General features: G+C 59.9%; 14 protein-coding genes and 2 tRNA genes. 10 read left to right on the forward strand and 6 right to left on the reverse strand.

Features of this window, described 5'->3' with window-relative positions; genetic code table 11:
• Positions 1-18 precede the first annotated feature (18 nt).
• From UM93_RS12285 to UM93_RS12295, 3 genes are all read right to left on the reverse strand, one after another.
• A complete protein-coding gene (locus UM93_RS12285; protein WP_045075870.1) occupies positions 19-999 on the reverse strand; it encodes a D-alanine--D-alanine ligase family protein in 981 nt (326 codons plus the stop codon).
• Positions 996-2,126 carry an alanine racemase gene (gene alr, locus UM93_RS12290; RefSeq protein WP_045075871.1) on the reverse strand — a complete coding sequence of 377 codons (1,131 nt, stop codon included), beginning with the start codon at positions 2,124-2,126 and terminating at the stop codon, positions 996-998. The genes UM93_RS12285 and alr overlap by 4 nt, the downstream gene beginning before the upstream one ends.
• A 156-nt stretch (positions 2,127-2,282) precedes the next feature.
• On the reverse strand, positions 2,283-3,398 hold the full coding sequence (locus UM93_RS12295) for a histidinol-phosphate transaminase (protein WP_082057133.1): 1,116 nt from the start codon (positions 3,396-3,398) through the stop codon (positions 2,283-2,285).
• 49 nt (positions 3,399-3,447) lie between these two features.
• On the opposite strand from UM93_RS12295, the gene UM93_RS12300 reads away from it, so the two are divergent.
• Both UM93_RS12300 and purB read left to right on the forward strand, forming a co-directional pair.
• On the forward strand, positions 3,448-3,870 hold the full coding sequence (locus tag UM93_RS12300) for a phage holin family protein (protein ID WP_045075873.1): 423 nt from the start codon (positions 3,448-3,450) through the stop codon (positions 3,868-3,870).
• Positions 3,871-3,926: 56 nt separating this feature from the next.
• Positions 3,927-5,372, forward strand: coding sequence for an adenylosuccinate lyase (gene purB, locus UM93_RS12305; RefSeq protein ID WP_045075874.1), 1,446 nt, complete (start codon positions 3,927-3,929; stop codon positions 5,370-5,372).
• Positions 5,373-5,466: 94 nt separating this feature from the next.
• Here the strand turns inward: purB and UM93_RS12310 are convergent, their stop codons facing one another.
• Positions 5,467-6,426, reverse strand: coding sequence for an NAD(P)H-quinone oxidoreductase (locus UM93_RS12310; RefSeq protein WP_045075875.1), 960 nt, complete (start codon positions 6,424-6,426; stop codon positions 5,467-5,469).
• Positions 6,427-6,619: 193 nt separating this feature from the next.
• On the opposite strand from UM93_RS12310, the gene UM93_RS12315 reads away from it, so the two are divergent.
• Positions 6,620-6,707, forward strand: a tRNA-Ser gene (locus tag UM93_RS12315).
• 97 nt (positions 6,708-6,804) lie between these two features.
• Here the strand turns inward: UM93_RS12315 and UM93_RS12320 are convergent.
• A complete protein-coding gene (locus tag UM93_RS12320) occupies positions 6,805-7,242 on the reverse strand; it encodes a hypothetical protein (RefSeq protein WP_045075876.1) in 438 nt (145 codons plus the stop codon).
• Positions 7,243-7,538: 296 nt separating this feature from the next.
• Between UM93_RS12320 and UM93_RS12325 the strand changes: the two genes are divergently transcribed.
• The 3 genes from UM93_RS12325 (at position 7,539) to UM93_RS12335 (ending at position 13,403) form a co-directional block, all read left to right on the forward strand.
• Positions 7,539-8,048, forward strand: a complete 510-nt coding sequence (locus tag UM93_RS12325) for a septum formation family protein (protein ID WP_052663776.1) — start codon at positions 7,539-7,541, stop codon at positions 8,046-8,048.
• Between the two features lie 192 nt (positions 8,049-8,240).
• On the forward strand, positions 8,241-12,836 hold the full coding sequence (locus UM93_RS12330) for an ExeM/NucH family extracellular endonuclease (RefSeq protein ID WP_045075877.1): 4,596 nt from the start codon (positions 8,241-8,243) through the stop codon (positions 12,834-12,836).
• A 228-nt stretch (positions 12,837-13,064) separates the two neighbouring features.
• A complete protein-coding gene (locus tag UM93_RS12335) occupies positions 13,065-13,403 on the forward strand; it encodes an RraA family protein (protein ID WP_052663777.1) in 339 nt (112 codons plus the stop codon).
• A 4-nt stretch (positions 13,404-13,407) separates the two neighbouring features.
• Here UM93_RS12335 and UM93_RS12340 read toward each other — a convergent pair whose 3' ends face one another.
• Positions 13,408-15,267, reverse strand: coding sequence for an FAD/NAD(P)-binding protein (locus UM93_RS12340; RefSeq protein WP_045075878.1), 1,860 nt, complete (start codon positions 15,265-15,267; stop codon positions 13,408-13,410).
• A 25-nt stretch (positions 15,268-15,292) separates the two neighbouring features.
• Here UM93_RS12340 and UM93_RS12345 point away from each other — a divergent pair, with 25 nt between their 5' ends.
• The 4 genes from UM93_RS12345 to UM93_RS12360 all read left to right on the forward strand — a co-directional run bounded on the left by UM93_RS12345 (position 15,293) and on the right by UM93_RS12360 (position 19,275).
• A complete protein-coding gene (locus UM93_RS12345) occupies positions 15,293-17,395 on the forward strand; it encodes a prolyl oligopeptidase family serine peptidase (protein WP_045075879.1) in 2,103 nt (700 codons plus the stop codon).
• 13 nt (positions 17,396-17,408) lie between these two features.
• A complete protein-coding gene (locus tag UM93_RS12350; protein WP_045075880.1) occupies positions 17,409-17,885 on the forward strand; it encodes a GNAT family N-acetyltransferase in 477 nt (158 codons plus the stop codon).
• Between the two features lie 75 nt (positions 17,886-17,960).
• Positions 17,961-19,109: an FAD-dependent oxidoreductase gene (locus UM93_RS12355; RefSeq protein WP_045075881.1), complete on the forward strand. Its 1,149-nt coding sequence runs from the start codon at positions 17,961-17,963 to the stop codon at positions 19,107-19,109.
• 78 nt (positions 19,110-19,187) lie between these two features.
• Positions 19,188-19,275, forward strand: a tRNA-Ser gene (locus tag UM93_RS12360).
• Positions 19,276-19,279 lie beyond the last annotated feature (4 nt).

Genomic DNA, 19,279 nt, shown 5'->3' on the forward strand with positions numbered 1-19,279 from the left:
ACGTGTTGATTGAAATGACTAAGCCACGGGGCTAGCAAGCAGCGGAATAGTCGGCGCCGCCAACAGTTCGGCAACCAGCTCTTGGTGACTCAGGCCACATTGAGCGAACATCCGGGGTACCTGGGATTGTTTGGTCAAGCCGGGCATGGTGTTTATCTCGTTCAGAACGAATTGGTCTTCGCGAAGAAAGAAGTCAATCCGGGCTACTCCGGCGCAGCCAAGGGTTTCATAGAGCTCACCAGCCGTGCTCTCAAGATGCCGCTGCTGCGCGGAGGTGAGCGCGGCCGGGATCATGAAAACCGCTGAACCGTCATATTTCTGGACTGCCCCGAAGATACCGCCCGCTTGGACCGTGATCTCCAGCGCTGGCCCGACTAGCAAGCTGCCGTCAGACTTTCGCAGCACCGCAATATCAATCTCTCGACCCGAAACGTACTCTTCAATCATCAAGCGCCGCCGCCCCTCCCGGGCACGTCTAAGCAACCTACTCAACTCGCCTCGGGAACGGATCAACTGCACGCCATGACTAGAGCCACCAGTGACCGGCTTAGCTACTGCCGGCAAGGCATAGGTCCGGGACAGCCCCGCCGGGCCAATAAGTTCGCCTTCGGCCACCGCGATGCCCAGCCCTCGGCAGATCGCTTTGGTGGCAATCTTGTCCATCGCAATTGCCCCCGCCGCGGTCGGCGCACCGATATAGGGCTTGCCGAGCAATTCGAGCAGGGCAGCAAGCGTGCCGTCTTCGCCCAACTCTCCATGCACGACAGGAAAAACCAGATCGCAGCCGTTCATCAAGGCAATGGCATAGCTCAAGCCACCCTTCAGCAATTCACCCTGCGCACTGGCCCAGCGGCCTTGCTGATCGATAGTCAATCCGATGACTTCGTGTCCTAATTCGATCAGCGAGTCACTCACCGCGGCTGCACTTGCCAGACCGACCTGATATTCGGTGTTTGCACCGCCACCGATCACCGCGACTTTCAGACTGGCATGTCTCATCGAACTACCGCCGTGGGTCGATTGATCCTATGCACTCGTGGGCCGATACCGGTGATGATTTCGTGTGGCAGGGTGTTACACCAGGTAGCCCAATCGGCGACGGTTGGCTCGCCGTCAGTGCCGGCACCGAAGATGGTCGCCACTTCGCCGGGCAGCACTCTATCTTCCCCGGTGTCCACAACGATTTGGTCCATATTGACCAAGCCAGTGATGGCTCGATTCTTCCCAGCTAGGCGCACCTGACCAAGGCCACTCGAGATTCTGGGTATTCCGTCGGCATACCCCAACGGCAATAGCGCTAAGTTCGAAGCCTTGGCCGTTCGATGGTGGCGACCGTAACCTATGTATTCTCCCGCCCGAACACGTCGGGTCTCCAGCACCGGCGCAGTGAGCGTGATAGCGGGCCGCAGCCTGTGGCTGCCGGATGGATCGATTCCCACCAGCCCGGCTCCGACCCGGCAGAAGTCGTAGTGATTGCGGGAGTCCGCTAAAACAGCGGCGGTACCGCCCAGGTGCCTGAAACGAATCCCGAGACCGGCCTCTTCACATTGCCGCCAGGCCTGTTCAAAGACCTCACGGGCGCGAACATTGAGCGCGTCACTAGAATCTTCCGCCCAGCCAAGATGCCCCATCAGACCAACAACTCGAAGCTGGTCCGCTCGCGGGTCCCGACAAAGCCGGCTGAGCAAGTCCTCGAAAGCTTCCGGATCGAGCCCTTCTCGATGCATCCCCAGGTCAAGCTGCAGATGAACGACAGCGCTCTGCCCCAAGGCCGTCGCGGCTCGCAAAATCGCATCAAGATGCTCAACGCTGGGCACGGCGAGCATGATCCGGTGACTAATCGCTTCCTCGAAGTTCGCCGAAACCGGGTTGAGCCAGCTCAGTATCGGCGCCTGCACTCCGGCCGCACGCAGTCTGAGCGGATCGGCCAGCCCGGTGCTACCGAGGCTATCGGCACCGTGACCGAGTGCGGTCTTCGCCACCGTCAGCAAACCATGGCCAAAGCCATCAGCTTTTATCACCGCCATCAGCGGCTTTCCAGCCACACCGCTCAAGAACTCGGTATTGCTCGCAATAGCTTGCTCATCGACGGTCAGTAAAGCTTGCTCGCGTGGATCGTGATTCATCGTTCTCTTAGCAGCTAGGGAAGCCCTCTCTTGGGGTTTCTCCAGTCTTGCCAGCGCGTGTCATCGGTGTGTAACAGTGCGGTGCTGAGGTTGCAACGATTTATCGCCAAGGATCGGCGGAGGTGATGGGGCATTCGCGGCGTGGAACCGCTTACTTCATTCCGCCGGTCGGATCGTTGAATCTCGGCAGAACTCCAAGAACCGAGTATTCGCCTCAACCTCACCAATCGAGACCCGGACGCCCTCACCCGCAAAAGGACGTACGGCGAGTCCTTGGGCCTCAGCCAGGGCCGCGAATTCGGCCGAATCCTGCTTCAGATCGAGCCAGACGAAGTTGCCCTGAGCGTCTGGCACCGGCCAACCAAGGTCCCGCAAGCCATTCACCACGCGTTCGCGTTCCAGCACCAAGCTCTGCACCCGCTCGAGAATCTTTGGATAGAGTTCAAGCGAACTGATCGCGGCGAACTGAGCCAGGCTGGAGGCCGCGAAAGGTACCGCAGCCACCCTTAGATATTGGGTGAGCTCTGCTTGCGACACCGAGTAACCGACTCGCAACCCGGCCAGGCCATAGGCCTTAGAGAAGGTGCGCAAAACCACCACGTTCGGGTACTTGCGATACATTTCCAGGCCTTGAACGGCCTCGGGATCGGTGACGAACTCGACATAGGCCTCGTCAATCACCACCACAACATCGCTGGGCACCTTGGCCAAGAAATCCTCGACTTCAGCGGTGTGCAGCACCGGTCCAGTCGGGTTATTGGGAGTGCACAAGATGATCACCTTAGTGCGCTCGGTGACCGCAGCGGCCATCGCATCCAGATCATGCCGAGCACCGGCGGCCAGCGGAATCTGCACGCTCCTGGCCCCGGCCAAGCCGACCGAAATCGGATACGCCTCGAAGGAACGCCAGGCATAAATCACTTCATCTGGCTCCGCGCCGTCATTGGCACCGGAGAATGCTGCCAGGATCTGGTTCAATGCGCCCAAGCTGCCGCCGCCGGTGACGATGTCATCGGCGGGTACGTCAAGGAAGCTAGCGAGCGCGGCTCGCAGCGGAGCAGCTGTCGGGTCCGGATACCGGTTGACCTCGGGGTGGTCGGCAATGGCTTGCAGCACCTCTGCTAGCGGCGGCAACGGGTTTTCATTCGAGGAGAGTTTGAAGCTCTGCATTCCCTCCAACTGAACCGGCGGCTTGCCAGCAGCATAGCGAGGCAGTCGCCCTAGGGCGGCGCGCGGGTGAACCAAAGGCTGCTCGGAATTCTCACTACTCACACTGCCACTGTAACTGCTCAAATCCCGATCCGTGTGTCAGCATAGTGAGATGGGACGTTTCCTGATTCGGGTACTGATCAGCACCCTCGCGCTTTGGATCACCAGCTGGATACTGCCCGGCGTGAAGGTCGGAAACCAGGGCACCATGGATGTCGCGCAGGGTAACGACACCCTGGCAGCGGTGTTGGCCTTCCTGTTCATCGGTCTGATTTTCGGCGTAGTGAATGCCTTGATCCGTCCTTTAGTGAAGCTTATTTCGCTGCCTGTCACGATCTTGACGCTCGGCTTGTTCACCATTGTGATCAACGCGCTGATGCTCTGGCTGACCTCGTGGCTGAGTAGCTACACCCCGGTGCACTTCACCATCGATTCCTTCTTCTGGACTGCTATTTGGGCGGCGATCATCATTAGCATCCTGTCGATGATCGGCAGTGCAATCACCGGCGTCAACCGGCAACGCGAACACCGCTGAGCCGCTGCTGAGGGAGCTCGGAGAGAGTGACCGCGGCGGCATGAAAGAATTAGGCTATGGCTGAACTCCCCACTCAGGTTTCTGATTCGACTCGACTGCCCTCCGGCCGACTTTCCCTTGCCGAGGACGCCATCGCGCTCGGCCCACTGGATGGACGTTATCGTTCGGCTGTCGCGCCGCTCACCGACTACCTTTCCGAGGCAGCACTCAATCGTGATCGGATCGCAGTGGAAGTGGAGTGGTTGATTCACCTGAGCTCGAACTCGGTACTGCCTGGCCTCGAGCCGCTGAGCGATCAGCAACAGCAGCACTTGCGCGCCGTTGTCTCCGAGTTCAGCGTCGAGTCGGTGAGCGAGCTCGCTGAGATCGAGAAGACCACGGTGCACGACGTGAAGGCGGTTGAGTACTACATTGGCCGACGGCTGGCAGATATTGGTATCGCCCAGCTCAAACCGCTAGTGCATTTCGCCTGCACCAGTGAGGACATCAACAATCTCTCCTACGCACTGGGCGTCAAGGGCGCTGTGGAGCAGGTCTGGCTACCTGCGGCACGCGCTTTGAGCGGTAAATTGCATGCCCTCGCCGAGGAAAATCGTAGCGTGCCGATGCTCTCCAGGACCCATGGACAGCCCGCAACGCCTAGCACTCTCGGCAAGGAAATTGCGGTGCTTGCCTACCGCTTAGATCGTCAGCTGAACCGAGTGGCGAACGCCGAGTACCTCGGCAAGATCAACGGGGCCACCGGTACTTATGCGGCCCACTATGCAGCCGCCCCGGAAACCGACTGGCAGCAGGTCTCCCGCAGTTTCGTCGAGGGACTAGGACTGAGCTGGAACCCGCTCACCACCCAGATTGAATCACATGACTGGCAGGCGGAGCTTTATGCCGATATCGCCCGATTCAATCGGATTTTGCACAATCTGTGCACCGATATTTGGAGCTACATCTCGATTGGTTACTTTGCCCAGATCCCGGTGCCGGGTGCCACTGGCTCTTCGACCATGCCACATAAGGTCAACCCGATCCGTTTTGAGAATGCCGAAGCCAATTTGGAGATCTCCTCGGCGCTCTTGGACACCCTAGCTTCGACCCTGGTGACGTCACGCTGGCAGCGTGACCTTACAGATTCCTCGAGCCAACGTAATATCGGCGTCGCGTTCGGACACTCCTTGCTAGCGATCAATAATGTGCTGGCGGGCCTGAGTCGCCTGGATACCGCCGAGCAAGTGCTCGCCGAGGACCTGGACCATAACTGGGAGGTCCTTGGGGAAGCAATTCAGACCGTGATGCGAGCCGAGGCGCTGGCCGGTGTACCGGGCATGGATGATCCTTACGAACGACTCAAGGACCTCACCCGAGGCCAGCGGGTCGATGTGAACAGAATGCGGGAGTTTGTCTCCGAGCTCGGTCTCTCCGCCGAAGCGGAACAACGTCTGCAAGCACTCAGCCCGGCTAGCTACACTGGCATTGCCAGCCAGTTGGTTGATCATTTGCAGGACTGAGGATCAGCAACCGCGGTCCGCGTCGAGTGAGTGCTCCAGTCCCACCGTTGGCATCATTTACTGCCACTGCTGGCACTGGCCGCTCAAGGGCAACTCAGACGGTCAACAGGATTTTCCCCTGGTGGACCCCGGAGTCGAAGTACTCGTGGGCTGCCGCTGCCTCGGCCAGCGGAAAGGTCTTGTCAATGCTCGGGTTGATCTTTCCCTCAGCGATCAGCGGCCAGATCTGCTCTTCGACCTGACGCATTATCTCGGCTTTTTCTTCAAGCGGGCGGTAGCGGAGTCCGGTGCCATAGACCGAACCCCATTTGCCCATCAGCGCCGCCAAATCGAGCTCGCCATGCGCGCCGCCCTGCAGACCAATCACCACGAGGCGTCCACCGCGCGCTAATGCCTCGACATTCCGGCCCAGGTAGGAGGCTCCCATCACATCGAGGATGACGTTCGCGCCACGGTACCGATGGGCCACCTCGACGAAGTCTTGCTCTCGATAGTTAATCGCCTCGTCCGCGCCGAGTTCCAGCACTCGCTGACACTTTTCCGCGCTGCCCGCGGTGGCAATCACTTGGGCGCCCCGCAGCTTGGCGAGCTGAATGGCCATCGCGCCAATTCCGCCAGCACCACCGTGTACCAGTAAGGTTTCGCCGGGCTGCAACTTAGCCACCATAAAGACATTCGAGTAGACGGTTGCGGCGACCTCGGGAATCCCGGCGGCAGAAACCAGGTCGATGCCCTCTGGGGCAGCCAGCACTTGACCCGTGGGAACAGCCACTCGTTCGGAGTATCCGCCACCAGCCAGCAACGCCACCACCGGCTGGCCCGACTGGAATCCCGCCGCTGACTGGGCAATCCGGCCGGAAACCTCCAAGCCAGGATTTTCTGCAACGCCCGGGGGTGATGGGTAAAGACCTCGGCGATGCTGCACATCTGCCCGATTAATACCTGCCGCTACCACCTCGATCAGCACCTCGCCCTCAGCTGGTTGAGGCTCAGGAACCTCAGCGAGTTGCAGGGCTTCAGGCCCGCCCGGTGAAGAAACGATGACAGCTTTCACTTCTACTCCTCGATGATCGACACAGCAGGCAACACCACCGACTAGCCCACGGCTTCACCCAGACTATCGGCAATGAGAACACCTTGGACGCCCTCGTGGGGACAACCGGCGCCGGATGGCTCAGCAGCTGATTCTGGTTTTCTCGGCGCACGCTTTGATTGAGCGGCCTGAGTCATGAAACACTAGTAACCCTGGAAGGTTGTCCGAGCGGCCGATGGAGCTGGTCTTGAAAACCAGTGGGCGGTAACCCCGTCTCATGGGTTCAAATCCCATACCTTCCGCATAGCTGAAGGGAAGCAAGCCCGTTTCGGGCTTGCTTCCCTTCATGGTTTAGGAGCTTGTTACCGTGTTCGCTCCGGCGCCTAAAGGCCTCAGCGCTTAGGCGTTTTTGCAGATCTGGCCGACCTTACTGCCGTTCGCGCCTAGCTCCGACACCACACTCTGGACGTTTTTCTGCGCCTCAGTCGGCGCGCTCTTCAGCTGATCGATGAGCTGAAGATACTTGTCAATACTGCCATTGAGGCTTGTCAGTCCGGTTTTGAGTTCCGAGTCGCCCGCGTCTTTGGCGGCCGCGGCGAGATCCCCGTTGAGCTTTTTAAAGGAGTCGATAATTTCCTGGCCAGCGGCCGGCCCCTTCTTAGCTGACTCCATCAAACTGGTCATTGCCGGGCCGATTCGGTCACAGGTTTGCTTAGTCGTCTGTTGCTGTTCACCAGCGGCCTGATTCTGCTGCCCCTGAGGAGCCGAACAAGCGCCGAGCAGTGCGGCAGAAGCCACTACAGCAGATACCGCGATACCTTGTCGCAAAGTTTTCATGCACCGAGTCAAGCAAAAATTGATCAGTTGATCAACTATGCTACTTCTGGGACTATGCGCTTCCGGTCGCAAATCACCGCTACGAAGTGATCGAGTTCGGAGATCTGCACGCTTAGGCGGGCTCCAAACGTGCAGATCTTCGAACTCGGCAAGCTCTTCTGAGTTTTTGATTTTCCCGGCATTTAGCTGTAAAACGGCTGTGCAAATCGGGTAGTCTCAAGCAGGTAACTTTTGTTCAAAAATGACAGGCACTCGTCGGCGGGGCCTTGGGGATCACGAAATATAGGAGTTAAGAGATGGTCAAAGTCATGAAGTCCAACCGGCTTCGTGCCACTGCTCTGGTCGGCGGCGTCGCCGCCCTAGGGCTCGCACTGAGCGGATGCGGCCTACTCGGCGGAGGTGGTCCGGATCGGGACCCGTCAAACGGTCAGATCACCAATACCGCGACCTCCGATGCTTTCCAGATCAAAGTCGGCGACTGCTTACAGGATCCAGGCACCACCTCGGTAGAGAAGGTTGTCACACTGCCGTGTAGCAAACCACACGACTACGAGGCCTTTGATCGCACCGAGATGAAGGACAGCGATTACCCCGGCGAAACCGCGGCTACCGATCAGGCCGAAGCTTATTGCAAGCCGGCCTTCACGAAGTTCGTCGGCATCTCGATCGACGACTCAACCCTGAACATGACCTACTTCTACCCGACGGCTGAAAGCTGGAAGCAAGGCGATCGGGAAATTCTTTGCCTGGTCACCGGCAAAAAGGGTGAGAAAACCACCGGCAGCCTGAAGGGCGCCAAAAAATAAATGACTCAGAGGCGGCTCATCCGAGCCGCCTCTGGTGTATGTTCTTGAAGTTATTGTCGCTACGCAACCTCGCGTTAACCCCGGCCTGCTTGGCTGTATCGCAGAGTCGCGTTGCCTCCATCACCAATCAGCCTCACCGGGGCGTCCAGGCCTGCGCGTGACTCAATGAAGAGTTCAGAGAAATGGGGAAAAATGAAAGTACGATCCATCCGGGCCACGGTGGGGGTGACACTGGCGGCGGCTTTCATAGCTACCCCCTTGGTCGCTGCGCCGGCAATGGCCGCAGACCAAGCGCCCTCGGCGAGCCTCAGCAACTCGCCGGTCGTCATTAACGAGGCGTATCTCAACGGCGGTTCCGCCGGCGCCAGCTACAAGAACAAGTTCGTCGAACTGTACAACACCAGCGATGCCCCGGTCTCGCTGAGCGGTTGGTCTTTGCAGTACCGCAGTGCCACCGGCACCGCTGCACCGACCGGAGTTGCCTCGCTGAGCGGTTCAATTGCCGCGCACGGCTACTACCTGATCAAGGGCAGCAGCAATGCAGCTAATGGCGCGGAGCTACCCGCCGCCGACGCCGATGCCTCCGGCTTCAGCTTCGCGGCAGCGGGCGGCACCCTGATTTTGGCTAAGAAAGCCACCGCTCTCAGCCCGCTCGCCACTGGCTCGGTGACCGACAACGCCGATGTAGCCGATCTGCTCGGCTACGGCACCTCGAACACTTTCGAGACCGCGGCCTCCAGCGCCGCCAGCGTGACCAAATCGCTGAATCGTACTAACTTCGCAGATACCAACAGCAACGCCGCAGACTTCGTGGCGAGCTCGACTATCACCCCGCAGGGTGCTGCGGCAGGTCCAGTCGATCCAGGCCCGGGCAACCCGACTATCGCGGCCATTAAGGACATCCAAGGCACCACCGATACCAGCCCGCTGGTCAATCAGACGGTCACCACCCGCGGCGTCGTCACCGCGGTTTACCCGACTGGCGGCTTCAACGGCTACTACATCCAAACCGAAGGCACCGGCGGCGATCTAGACCTCAGCACGCATAAAGCCTCAGACGCAGTGTTCGTTTATTCGCCGAGCACGGTAACTCAGGTCCAAGCCGGCGATTTCGTTGAGGTCACTGGAGCGGTCAGCGAATTCAAGGGCGCTAAAGACGTCACCTCGCTCACCGAGATCACCGTTGCGGCTGACAAGCTGACCAAGCTGAGCCAGGCAGCCGTCGCGGTCAAGCCCGCGGTCGTCGATCTGCCCGCCACTGATGCGGAACGTGAGTCCTTGGAAGGCATGCTCTTCCAGCCCAAGGGCGACTTCACCGTCTCGGACAACTACTCGTTGAATCAATACGGAGAAATCGGTTTGGCTGCTGGCACCTCTGCCTTGGTCCAGCCCAACGCCCTTTACCCCTACGGTAGCGCCGAGAACACCGCGCTAATCGCCAGCAACCTGGCAAAGTCCATCACCCTTGATGACGGTGCCTCGACGAATTTCCTGAGCGCTGCCAATCAGAGCATTCCGCTGCCGTACCTCGTCCCGGGCGGCTCATTGCGAGTCGGTGCGGCGGTTAGCTTCAAGACCAATGTCATCTTCGACAACCGTAATAGCGCGTACAAGCTGCAACCGCTGACCCACCTCACCCCGGATAACGCGGCAAGCGTGCAGCCTGCTAGCTTCTCCGATACGCGTTCGGCCCCGGCTAACGTCGGCGGCGATCTGAAAATCGCCTCCTTCAACGTGCAGAACTACTTCATCCACACCGGTGATCTGAACGCCGATACTTGCGTCGCCTACACCGACCGCGACGGCAACAAACTGACCGTCAAGGACGGCTGCACGCAGCGCGGGGCGTGGGACGCAGCGAACCTGCAGCGTCAGCAGGACAAAGTAGTTGCCGGCATTATCGGCACCGGAGCTGACGTGCTCTCGCTCGAAGAGATCGAAAACTCGGCCAAGTTCGCCGATAGCGCGAATGACCGGGACAAGGCTCTGAAAACCCTTGTTGACGCGCTGAACGCCAAGCTCGGCTCGCAGGTCTGGGACTACGTGCGCTCCCCGCAGACTCGCCCAGACGTCAGCAAGGAAGATGTCATTCGCACCGCGTTTATCTTCAAGACCGCGGCGGCTGAGCCGGTTGGCGATTCCGTCATCCTCGACGACGCGGCCTTCACCGGCATCGCCCGTCAGCCCTTAGCTCAGTCTTTCAAGGCCAAGGGAGCGCCAGATTCCGAGCAGTTCCTAGCCATCGTGAACCACTTCAAGTCCAAGGGTTCGGCTCCTAGCAGCGACCCGAGCGACGTCGACCTGGGCCAGGGCAAAGCGAACAAGGCGCGCGTCGCACAGGCGCAGGCTTTGCTGAGCTTCGCTGACACGCTCAAGACGCAGAAGAACACCAAGAAGGTGCTGCTGATCGGTGACTTCAATGCTTACAGCAAGGAAGATCCGATCAACACGCTGACCGCTGGTGGCTACACCGACCTCGACCCGCAGACCGGTAAGCACTCCTACCTCTTCCAGGGTCGGGTTGGCTCGCTGGATCACGTGTTGGTCTCCAATGAGTTCGCGGCTTCGATCACCGGTGCTGATATCTGGAATATCAACTCGGTCGAGCCGATCTCGCTGAACTACTCGCGTTACAACTACAACGTCACTAACTACTACAACACCGAGCCCTACTCGGCAAGCGATCACGATCCGGTAGTTGTTGGCCTGAAGCTCAAGGCAGCCCCGGCGAAGCCGCTCGAAGTGAACCTGTTGAATATCAACGACTTCCACGGTCGGATTGACGCCAATACGGTGAACTTCGCTGGCACGGTGGAGCAGCTCAAGGCGGCTTCGCCCGCTGGTGCCACCGCCTTCCTCTCGGCCGGAGACAATGTCAGCGCTGCGCTGTACGCCTCCGCGGTGCAAAAGGATCAGCCCACCATCGATGTGCTGAACGCGATGGGCCTGCAGGCTTCGGCGGTAGGTAATCACGAGTTCGACGGCGGTTTTGCCGACCTGAAAGACCGGATTATCAACGGCGGCAATAATGCCAAGTGGAGCTACCTAGGGGCGAATGTCTACCTCAAGGGAACCACCACCCCGGCGCTCGATGAGTACAAGATCTTCACCGCTAACGGAGTCCGCATCGCCGTCGTTGGCGCGGTCACTCAGGAAGCTCCCACCCTGGTCAGCCCGGGCGGGATCACCCAGGTTGACTTCGGCGATCCGGTCGAAGCTGTCAACCGGGTAGCAACCAAGCTGAAGGATCAGAAACTGGCCGACGTCGTGGTTGCTGAGTACCACGAAGGAGCTGCCGAAGGCACTCCGGACGGCGCCAGTCTGGAGCAGGAACTGAATGCTCCGGCCGGTCAGAACGAAGCCTTCAAGAAGATCGTGAACCAGACCTCGGCTTCGGTCAATGCGATCTTCACCGGTCACACTCACAAGCAGTACGCCTGGGATGCGCCGATTCCGGGAGTCGCCGCAGATGCTGTGGTGAAGACCCGTCCGGTGCTGCAGACCGGTGATTACGGCGCGAACATCGGCCAGGTTCAGCTTTACGTTGACCCGAGCAGCAAGCAGCTACTGAGCTACACGCAGCGCAATGTACCGCGCACCACCACACCGGCCGCGGATCTGGTCAACCAGTTCCCGGTGGCGGCCAAGGTCAAGACCATTGTCGATGCAGCACTCGCCTACGCCAAGGCTGAAGGCGATAAGCCGATCGGCAAGATCTCGGCAGATATCACCACCGCTCAGGTGCTCGATCCGGCCACCGGTAAGTACTCACGTGATGACCGTCAGAACGAATCAACCTTGGGCAATTTGGTCGCCAACGCGCTCAAGTCCTCGCTAGCTGACCCGAGCCTTGGCGGCGCCGAGATCGGTGTAGTGAACCCCGGCGGTTTGCGTGCGGACCTGCTCTTCAAGGCCTCCGGCGCGGAAGCTGATGGCGTGGTGACGGTTGCTGAAGCTAATGCGGTGCTGCCGTTCTTGAACAATCTGTGGACCACCAGCCTGACCGGTGCGCAGTTCAAGACGCTGCTCGAGCAGCAGTGGCAAACCAATGCCGACGGCACCATTCCGAGCCGCCCGTTCCTCAACCTCGGCCTGTCAAAGAACGTGGATTACACCTACGATCCGACCAAGCCGCAGGGCAGCCACGTCACCTCCATCGTGATCAATGGCGCACCGATCGACCCGGCTAAGTCCTACCGAATCGGCACCTTCAGCTTCCTGACCACCGGCGGCGATAACTTCCGGATCTTCAAGGACGGCACGAACGCCAAGGACAGCGGTCTGGTGGATCGGGATGCCTGGTTCAAGTACCTCAGCACCGAGTCAAGCAAGGCTCCGATTGCGCCGGACTTCACCCGGCGGGCACTCAGCGTCACCGATGCGCCGAGCACGGTGAAGGAAAACCAGCAGGTCACCGTCAAGTTGCAGAAACTCGATCTGACCTCGCTGGGCACCCCGCTGAGCACCAAGGTGACGGTTCGCTACGAGCCCTCGGGCGTTGGCGGCGGCAAGGGCTGGGCGCTGCCGACCGCGGCGGTTCCCGCCGACCTGGGCACCTTCCCGGTGACCGCGGGTGCAGCCACGCTGACCTTCAAGGTTCCTGCCGAACTCAAGGGTGGACGCTTTACGGTCACCACTGACACCGGAACCTATGGTCGGTTGCCAATCGACATCGGCACCACCCAGCCGACTAACCCGCCGACCAGTTGGTGGGATTGGTTCTGGAAGTCCCTGCTTTGGCTGTGGCACAGCTGGCTCTGGGTCTGGCTGCACGGCCTGCATGGCTAAACCTGGCAGCTGAATAACCGTGAGTGCACTCCAGCACCGATCGAAGCTAGGATCGGTGCTGGAGTGCACTTGTGGTTTAACCGGAAGGAACTCGTATGCAGGATCAGAGCTTTCAGTCGAGATTCGCCAGCCTGAGCACTGCTCACTTGGCCGACGGCTGCTTGCCGGCAGGTGTCAAAGTGCGTTGCGCGCCGAGTGGAATTTAACCGGTCATTCCAGGGTCTTGTCTTGGGGGGGGGGTTCTCCGCTGGGCCGCTCAGCGCCCGGCCACGTCCGGACGCCGCACTGCGAGTCGCTCAGGTCGCCGAGTGGAAAATTACCCGGCAGGATTTAGTTTTCGCCGATGACGACGGCGCTATTTTCATCCCGATCTCGGCCGCCGCTACTGTTTTCGACGCTGCCGAAAAAATTCGCGATACCGAACGCGCGCAAGCGGAGTTGATTCGCCAAGGTCACAGCCTGCGTAGCCAAGTCGGTTTCTCGGAGTACCTGACGGCCCGGGCCAGTAGACCAGAGCTAACCTTTCGGGAGCATTTGCGCAGCGTTGGCGGCGCCATCGAACAGTGAGTGCCTAGCCCTTAACGACGAGCCGGGCCAGCAGATCGCTGGCGATCTGATCTGCGTCCAGCAGGGTGCGATAGCCGCTGCGATACTGGGATTTTGCCTCAGCTGCGATTGCTGTGCCCCACTGCGTGGAGGACAGTTGCAGGCCGAGTAAATAAATGCCTTCTTCAACCGATCCTGACTCCGACACCAGGCGGTAGGGCGGCTGAGTCACCTCCAAGCCGCTGCTCTGCACTACCTCGCCGTCGGCGGCCAGCATGGCTTTGGGCCTGGCCAAACCGCTGGCTAAGAGTTGTTGCATCAGCGGGGAGGTGCTCAACAGCACCTGGTTAGTCGGTGACATCGCCTCAACCAGATACTTTGCCCGCCACGGTTCGTCGGCAACCCAAGGCGAGCTGGCTGAATACCCTTCAGCAGCCACCTTGAATCGCGGATCCGGGCCGACGAAGCGCACCACACCCGCCCGGGCCAGTGCTGCCAACTGTTCGATCCGTAGCGCCGGCGGACCGCTGGCCAACCCCTCGGCGAGCGGTTCAAACCAGCCACGCAATTCGCCAAGCCAGGACGCATCGGTGATGCCGCCGTCGGCGACTAAATCCTTTATCAGTGCGCGACCCTTATTGAGCGCACCGATCGCCATTTTGACCGGGTCCGCTTCGCCCGCGGCGGAGCCTCGGGCGTCCGCTTCCAGCTCGCTCAGTACCGCTTCGTCGAACTCCCGATGACTGGTGAAATGACGCCCCGCGAATGGTTTAGCCAGCGCCTCGATGTCGAGACGTTGCTGATCGGGCAGGCTGGCCTCGAACGCGGTCAGTTCAACCTGCCAGTCTTCGCTGTTTAGAATCTTGGCAAGCTCGATCGGGGCCGATTCGAACAAGGTGTTGTAGTAAGCCCAGATAATGTCTTTGTGTAGCGCGGGCCAAATATCGTGTTGGAAACCTGGCTGGCCTTGCCGAGGCTTGGCCAGCAAATCGGTGAGAAACTGCATCTCCACCCGGGCCGGATAATAACTTTGCAACTCCGCCTTGGCTCGGTAGGGAGCGCCTCGCCGCGAGGCGGCAAGGATTTGCGGCTCCTGACCGCTCGGGAGATAGCGTAGCGCCTGGCCCGGGCCTAAACCGGTGTCCTGGAAGCTACCGCCCCGCGCCTGAGTCCACTGGCCGATCAAGTCAAAAAAGTTCAGCCCCATGCCACGCACTAGCACCGGCTCACCGGCGGGCACCTCGGACCAATCGACGTCGGCCGGGATAGCCGGTGGCCAATAGCCGAGCTGATGCTCTTTGGCTGCCTTGGCAAAAACTGCTTGTTCGGGATTCAGCTTGGCCGGTAGGTGGCCGACCGCGAGCACCACGGAGTCCACCTGGAGCTCGGCGGCTTCCGGGTTGGCGCCCTGCAGGCTCAGCCGGTAGCCCTCGGAATTTCGGGCAATATTACTTGCCTCAGCCTGTAACCACTCCACGCTGACGCCAGCCGGCAGCGCCGCGAGAATTTGCTGATAAGTCCAGTGCAGGTATTGACCGTAAAGCGCTCTGGAGGGAAACTCGACCCGCTTCAACTGGCTAGCGAATTTCGCCCGCCAATCATCGAAGCTCAGACCGGTCACCGAAGCTGCCGCAACTCCTTGATCCGGCACCACGGTGGGGAAAAAAGATTGGGTGTTCATCAGGTACAACTCGGACTGCGAGGTACGCCAAACCCGGCCCGGGCCGGGCGGGAAGGGATCAATAAGCTGGATCGACACCTCGATCTCAGGTTCATCCGGCCGGGCACTTAGTTGCGAAACGAGTCGTTCCAACACCGAGGTGCCCCGCGGCCCCGCGCCAATAATGGCGATGCGGAGGGACTGTGACGTGCGCGAGCGGGGCATAGATTGAGCTTACTAGGATGGAAGCATGACCTCTCAAACAGCAGTTTCCCTCGATGATGAAAACCTCTGGTTAGAAGACATCTACGGCAATGAACAGCTCGACTGGGTGCGTGTGCGCAACGCCCAAACCGAGGAAAAGCTGATCACCCCGGAGTATTCAGCGCTGGAGTCGCGGGTGCTGGAGGTGCTGGACTCCAAGGAACGCATCGCCGAGGTGGTCAAGCGTGGAAACCATTACTACAACTTCTGGCAGGACGAGGCGAACCCCCGTGGGCTGTGGCGGCGCACCGACTGGGCCTCTTATGTCTCAGGTGAACCCAGCTGGGAGACCGTACTCGACGTCGATGCGCTGGGAGCTACCGAGGGCACTCAGTGGGTATGGCACGGTGCTGACTTCCTGCGCCCCGCCGCCGGCCAGCCCCACACTCGCTGCTTAGTAATGCTCTCCCCCGACGGCGGAGACGCACACACTCAACGCGAGTTCGACGTCGTCGCAAAAGCCTTTGTTGATCCAGAAGCGGGCGGCTTTGTGCTGCCGGTGGCGAAGTCCGACGCCTCCTGGCAGGATGCTGACACCCTTATCGTCGAGACAGATTTCGGCCCGGGATCGATGACCACCTCGTCCTACCCCCGAACCTCCCGGATCCTCAAACGAGGTCAGCAACTTGATCAAGCCGAGCTGTATTTCGAAGTACCCGAAGATCATATGGGTGTCTTCGTGCGGCACGACTCCACCCCCGGTTTTGAGCGCGATATTGCGCTCGACGTGATCGACTTCTTCGCCCGCCGCAACTACTTGCGTCGCGGCGAGGAGTGGGTAGCTCTCGAGGTGCCGGTCGACGTTGACCTCCAACTACATCGCGAGTGGCTGGTACTCCGGCCGCAGAGCGATACCGCTATTGGCGAGGCTCAATTGCGCAGTGGCGGTCTCTATTTGCTTGACCTTGAGGAGTTCCTGAGCGGCTCACGTCAATTCGCTCCGGCCTTCGAACCTGACGCCCACACTTCCTTGCAAAGCTGGACGTGGACCAAGAACTATCTGCTGCTTGAATTACTGCACGATGTCTCCTCCAAGATTTTGGTTTTGGACCCCGCAGCCAACTTCAGCAGTCGAGAGCTCGATGCCTGCCCACCGCTGCACGTAGCCACCGTCTCGGCAGTAGATATCGATGATGAGGGCGAAGGTGCCGAGGGATTCGTTGGAGATGACTATTGGCTCACCGTTACCGGGTTCCTGACTCCGAGCACGCTACTGCGCGGCTCGGTTGCGCCGGGCGCTGCCCCAGCCACCACGCTGCGCTCGGCACCGTCGTTCTTCAATGAAGCCGATTACCGAGTGGAACAACACTTCGCCACCTCGCTGGATGGCACCAAGATTCCTTACTTCCAGGTCTCGCCTCAGGACATTGCGCTCGACGGCGAGAATCCGGTGCTGCTCTCCGGTTACGGCGGCTTCGAGGTGTCCCGAACCCCGGTCTACAGCGGAGTGATTGGCCGCGCCTGGCTGGAACGTGGCGGCGTCTATGTGCTGGCGAACATCCGCGGCGGCGGTGAATATGGCCCCGCGTGGCATTTGGCCGCACTCAAAGAGAATCGGCACCGCGCCTACGAAGATTTTGCCGCGGTCGGCAAGGATCTGATCGAGCGAGGCGTGACCAAAGCTGCCAAGCTGGGCTGCCAGGGCGGTAGCAACGGCGGGCTGCTGGTCGGCAATATGCTCACCCAGTATCCTGAGCTGTTCGGTGCTATTTCCTGCGGGGTACCGCTGCTCGATATGCAGCGCTATACCAAGCTGAACGCTGGCTATTCTTGGATCGCCGAATACGGTGACCCGGAGATCCCCGAGCAGTGGGAGTACATTAAGACCTTCTCGCCCTACCACCTGCTCAAGGAGGGGGTTGAGTATCCGGCGACCTTCATCTGGACTGCCACCTCTGATGACCGAGTAGGCCCGGTGCAGGCCAGGAAGATGGCCGCCCGGATGGAGTCAATGAATATTTCTCCGCTCTGGTATTGGGAATCCCTGGAAGGCGGTCACTCCGGGGCAGCCGATAATGCTGGTCGGGCGCGCCTGGCGACTGCGCCGCTGGAGTTCATCTGGCGCGCTTTGAACGACGGTCAGCTGTGAGCCGGCTTCGACCATGACGGCCTCAATCAGGCAGATGCGCTCGGAGGATGCACCCCAACTCGCCGAGGTGCATGCCCAGGCTTGGCGGGAAACCTACGCCGGAATACTTTCTGAGCAGTTCCTCGCCGCCGTCACTACTGAATCCCGGTTAGCAATGTGGCAGAACTCTACTCCGGAGGGACGAGCCCGGCACTGGTTGGCCGAGCTTGACGGCGTGATTATCGGTTTTGCTGGCGTCAGGCCAATGGGTCCCGACGCGGTGCGTCCGGAGGAGCTCTGGGGTTTATATCTCTTGCAGTCTCACCACAAGCAGGGCTTGGGACGAGCACTGCTTGAGGCGGCTCTGGCGGAACGTCCGGCGTCATTGTGGGTAGCCGCAGAGAACCTCAATGCCATTGCGTTCTACCAGCGCCTCGGCTTCGCTCTGGACGGCACCAGCGAGCTGGTTGAGGATTGGGAGAATTTGCGCGAACTGCGGATGGTGCGCTAAATCACCTTGCCCTTTTCGAATATAGCGATATATCGTTGAACTATCGACGTATATCGCCTCTGAAAGGACACTCTGATGATTACCATTATTGGCGCTGGCCTAGGCGGCCTCACCCTGGCCCGCGTGTTACAGAAGAACGGGGCTCAAGTGCAAATCTATGAACTCGAGTCGTCGCCTAGCGCACGCAGCCAGGGCGGCACCCTGGACCTCCACGCGGAATCCGGGCAATTTGCCCTGCAGCAGGCGGGCTTATTCGAAGAATTCGCCAAGCTCGCCCGGCCTGAAGGGGAAGATTGGCGGTTCTTAGATCAGCGGGGTGAGGTACTTTTCGAGGAGATTTCTAGCGCGGAGCTCAAGGAGGGCGAGGGGCGACCAGAGATTGATCGCAAACTGCTACGCGGCCTGCTAATCGATTCGCTCAAGCCGGGCACGATTAGCTGGGGACGGAAAATTAATTCTGTTCACTCACTTGGCGACAGTAGGCACGTCCTTGACTTCACCGATGGCGAGAGCGAAATCGTCGAAATGCTGGTGGGTGCCGACGGAAGCTGGTCAAAGGTTCGCCGCCTGCTTTCCGCCGCGGTACCCGAATACAGCGGACTCTCCTTTATTGAGCTGCGTCTCAGCAATATCGACGAGCGCAACCCCGAACTCTCGACGCTGGTGGGCCGCGGCAGCCTGAGTGTTAATGCCCCCGGAAAGGGGATCTCTGCGCAGCGCAATGGGGACGGCAGCGTCCGGGTTTATTTAGCGTTCCGGGTTGCTGAGAGCTGGATTCAAGGCTGCGGGATAGATTTCCACGATGCAGCCGCCGCCCGGCGGGCTCTAGCAGGGTTCTTCGAAGGCTGGGACTCTCAACTACTTGAACTCATCCTGCGCTCGGACGGAGACGTCACTCCTCGGCCGATCTACGCATTGCCCATCGGACATTCTTGGCAAGCCACCGCCGGAGTCACCCTGCTCGGCGATGCCGCACACCTGATGTCACCGTTCGCGGGTGAGGGGGCAAATCTCGCCATGCAGGACGGTGCAGAACTTGCGTTAGCCCTGCTTGCTCAACCCGAGGACGCGAATGCCGCCGTGGCATCCTACGAAACAGCAATGTTTCCGCGCGCGGAAGCCGCAGCTGCCGAATCCGCAGCCAACCTCAAACTCTTTTACAACGACGAAGCTCCGTACAGCATCATCAGCAAGTTTCAGAACCCCAGCACTACCGTCGCCTAGCCCTCACTTTGCGTGTTTGGCAGTAAGTTCGGTAACCTTGTGAAGCTGGCTCTAGGCTTCTACTGGAGCCAGCACTTTGGAGACGTGCCAGAGCGGCCGAATGGGCTTCACTGCTAATGAAGTGTGGGGCAAAACTCCACCGGGGGTTCAAATCCCCCCGTCTCCGCCGA

This window comes from Psychromicrobium lacuslunae (genome assembly GCF_000950575.1).
GTDB lineage: Bacteria > Actinomycetota > Actinomycetes > Actinomycetales > Micrococcaceae > Renibacterium > Renibacterium lacuslunae.

What these genes read in the sequence shown, in the direction of transcription:
- UM93_RS12345 (WP_045075879.1), top strand. Translation starts at nt 15,293, where the DNA reads ATGACCTCTCAAACAGCAGTTTCCCTCGATGATGAAAACCTCTGGTTA.
- UM93_RS12330 (WP_045075877.1), top strand. Translation starts at nt 8,241, where the DNA reads ATGAAAGTACGATCCATCCGGGCCACGGTGGGGGTGACACTGGCGGCG.
- UM93_RS12350 (WP_045075880.1), top strand. Translation starts at nt 17,409, where the DNA reads ATGACGGCCTCAATCAGGCAGATGCGCTCGGAGGATGCACCCCAACTC.
- UM93_RS12300 (WP_045075873.1), top strand. Translation starts at nt 3,448, where the DNA reads ATGGGACGTTTCCTGATTCGGGTACTGATCAGCACCCTCGCGCTTTGG.
- UM93_RS12340 (WP_045075878.1), bottom strand. Translation starts at nt 15,267, where the DNA reads ATGCCCCGCTCGCGCACGTCACAGTCCCTCCGCATCGCCATTATTGGC.
- alr (WP_045075871.1), bottom strand. Translation starts at nt 2,126, where the DNA reads ATGAATCACGATCCACGCGAGCAAGCTTTACTGACCGTCGATGAGCAA.
- UM93_RS12325 (WP_052663776.1), top strand. Translation starts at nt 7,539, where the DNA reads ATGGTCAAAGTCATGAAGTCCAACCGGCTTCGTGCCACTGCTCTGGTC.
- UM93_RS12355 (WP_045075881.1), top strand. Translation starts at nt 17,961, where the DNA reads ATGATTACCATTATTGGCGCTGGCCTAGGCGGCCTCACCCTGGCCCGC.
- purB (WP_045075874.1), top strand. Translation starts at nt 3,927, where the DNA reads ATGGCTGAACTCCCCACTCAGGTTTCTGATTCGACTCGACTGCCCTCC.
- UM93_RS12320 (WP_045075876.1), bottom strand. Translation starts at nt 7,242, where the DNA reads ATGAAAACTTTGCGACAAGGTATCGCGGTATCTGCTGTAGTGGCTTCT.
- UM93_RS12285 (WP_045075870.1), bottom strand. Translation starts at nt 999, where the DNA reads ATGAGACATGCCAGTCTGAAAGTCGCGGTGATCGGTGGCGGTGCAAAC.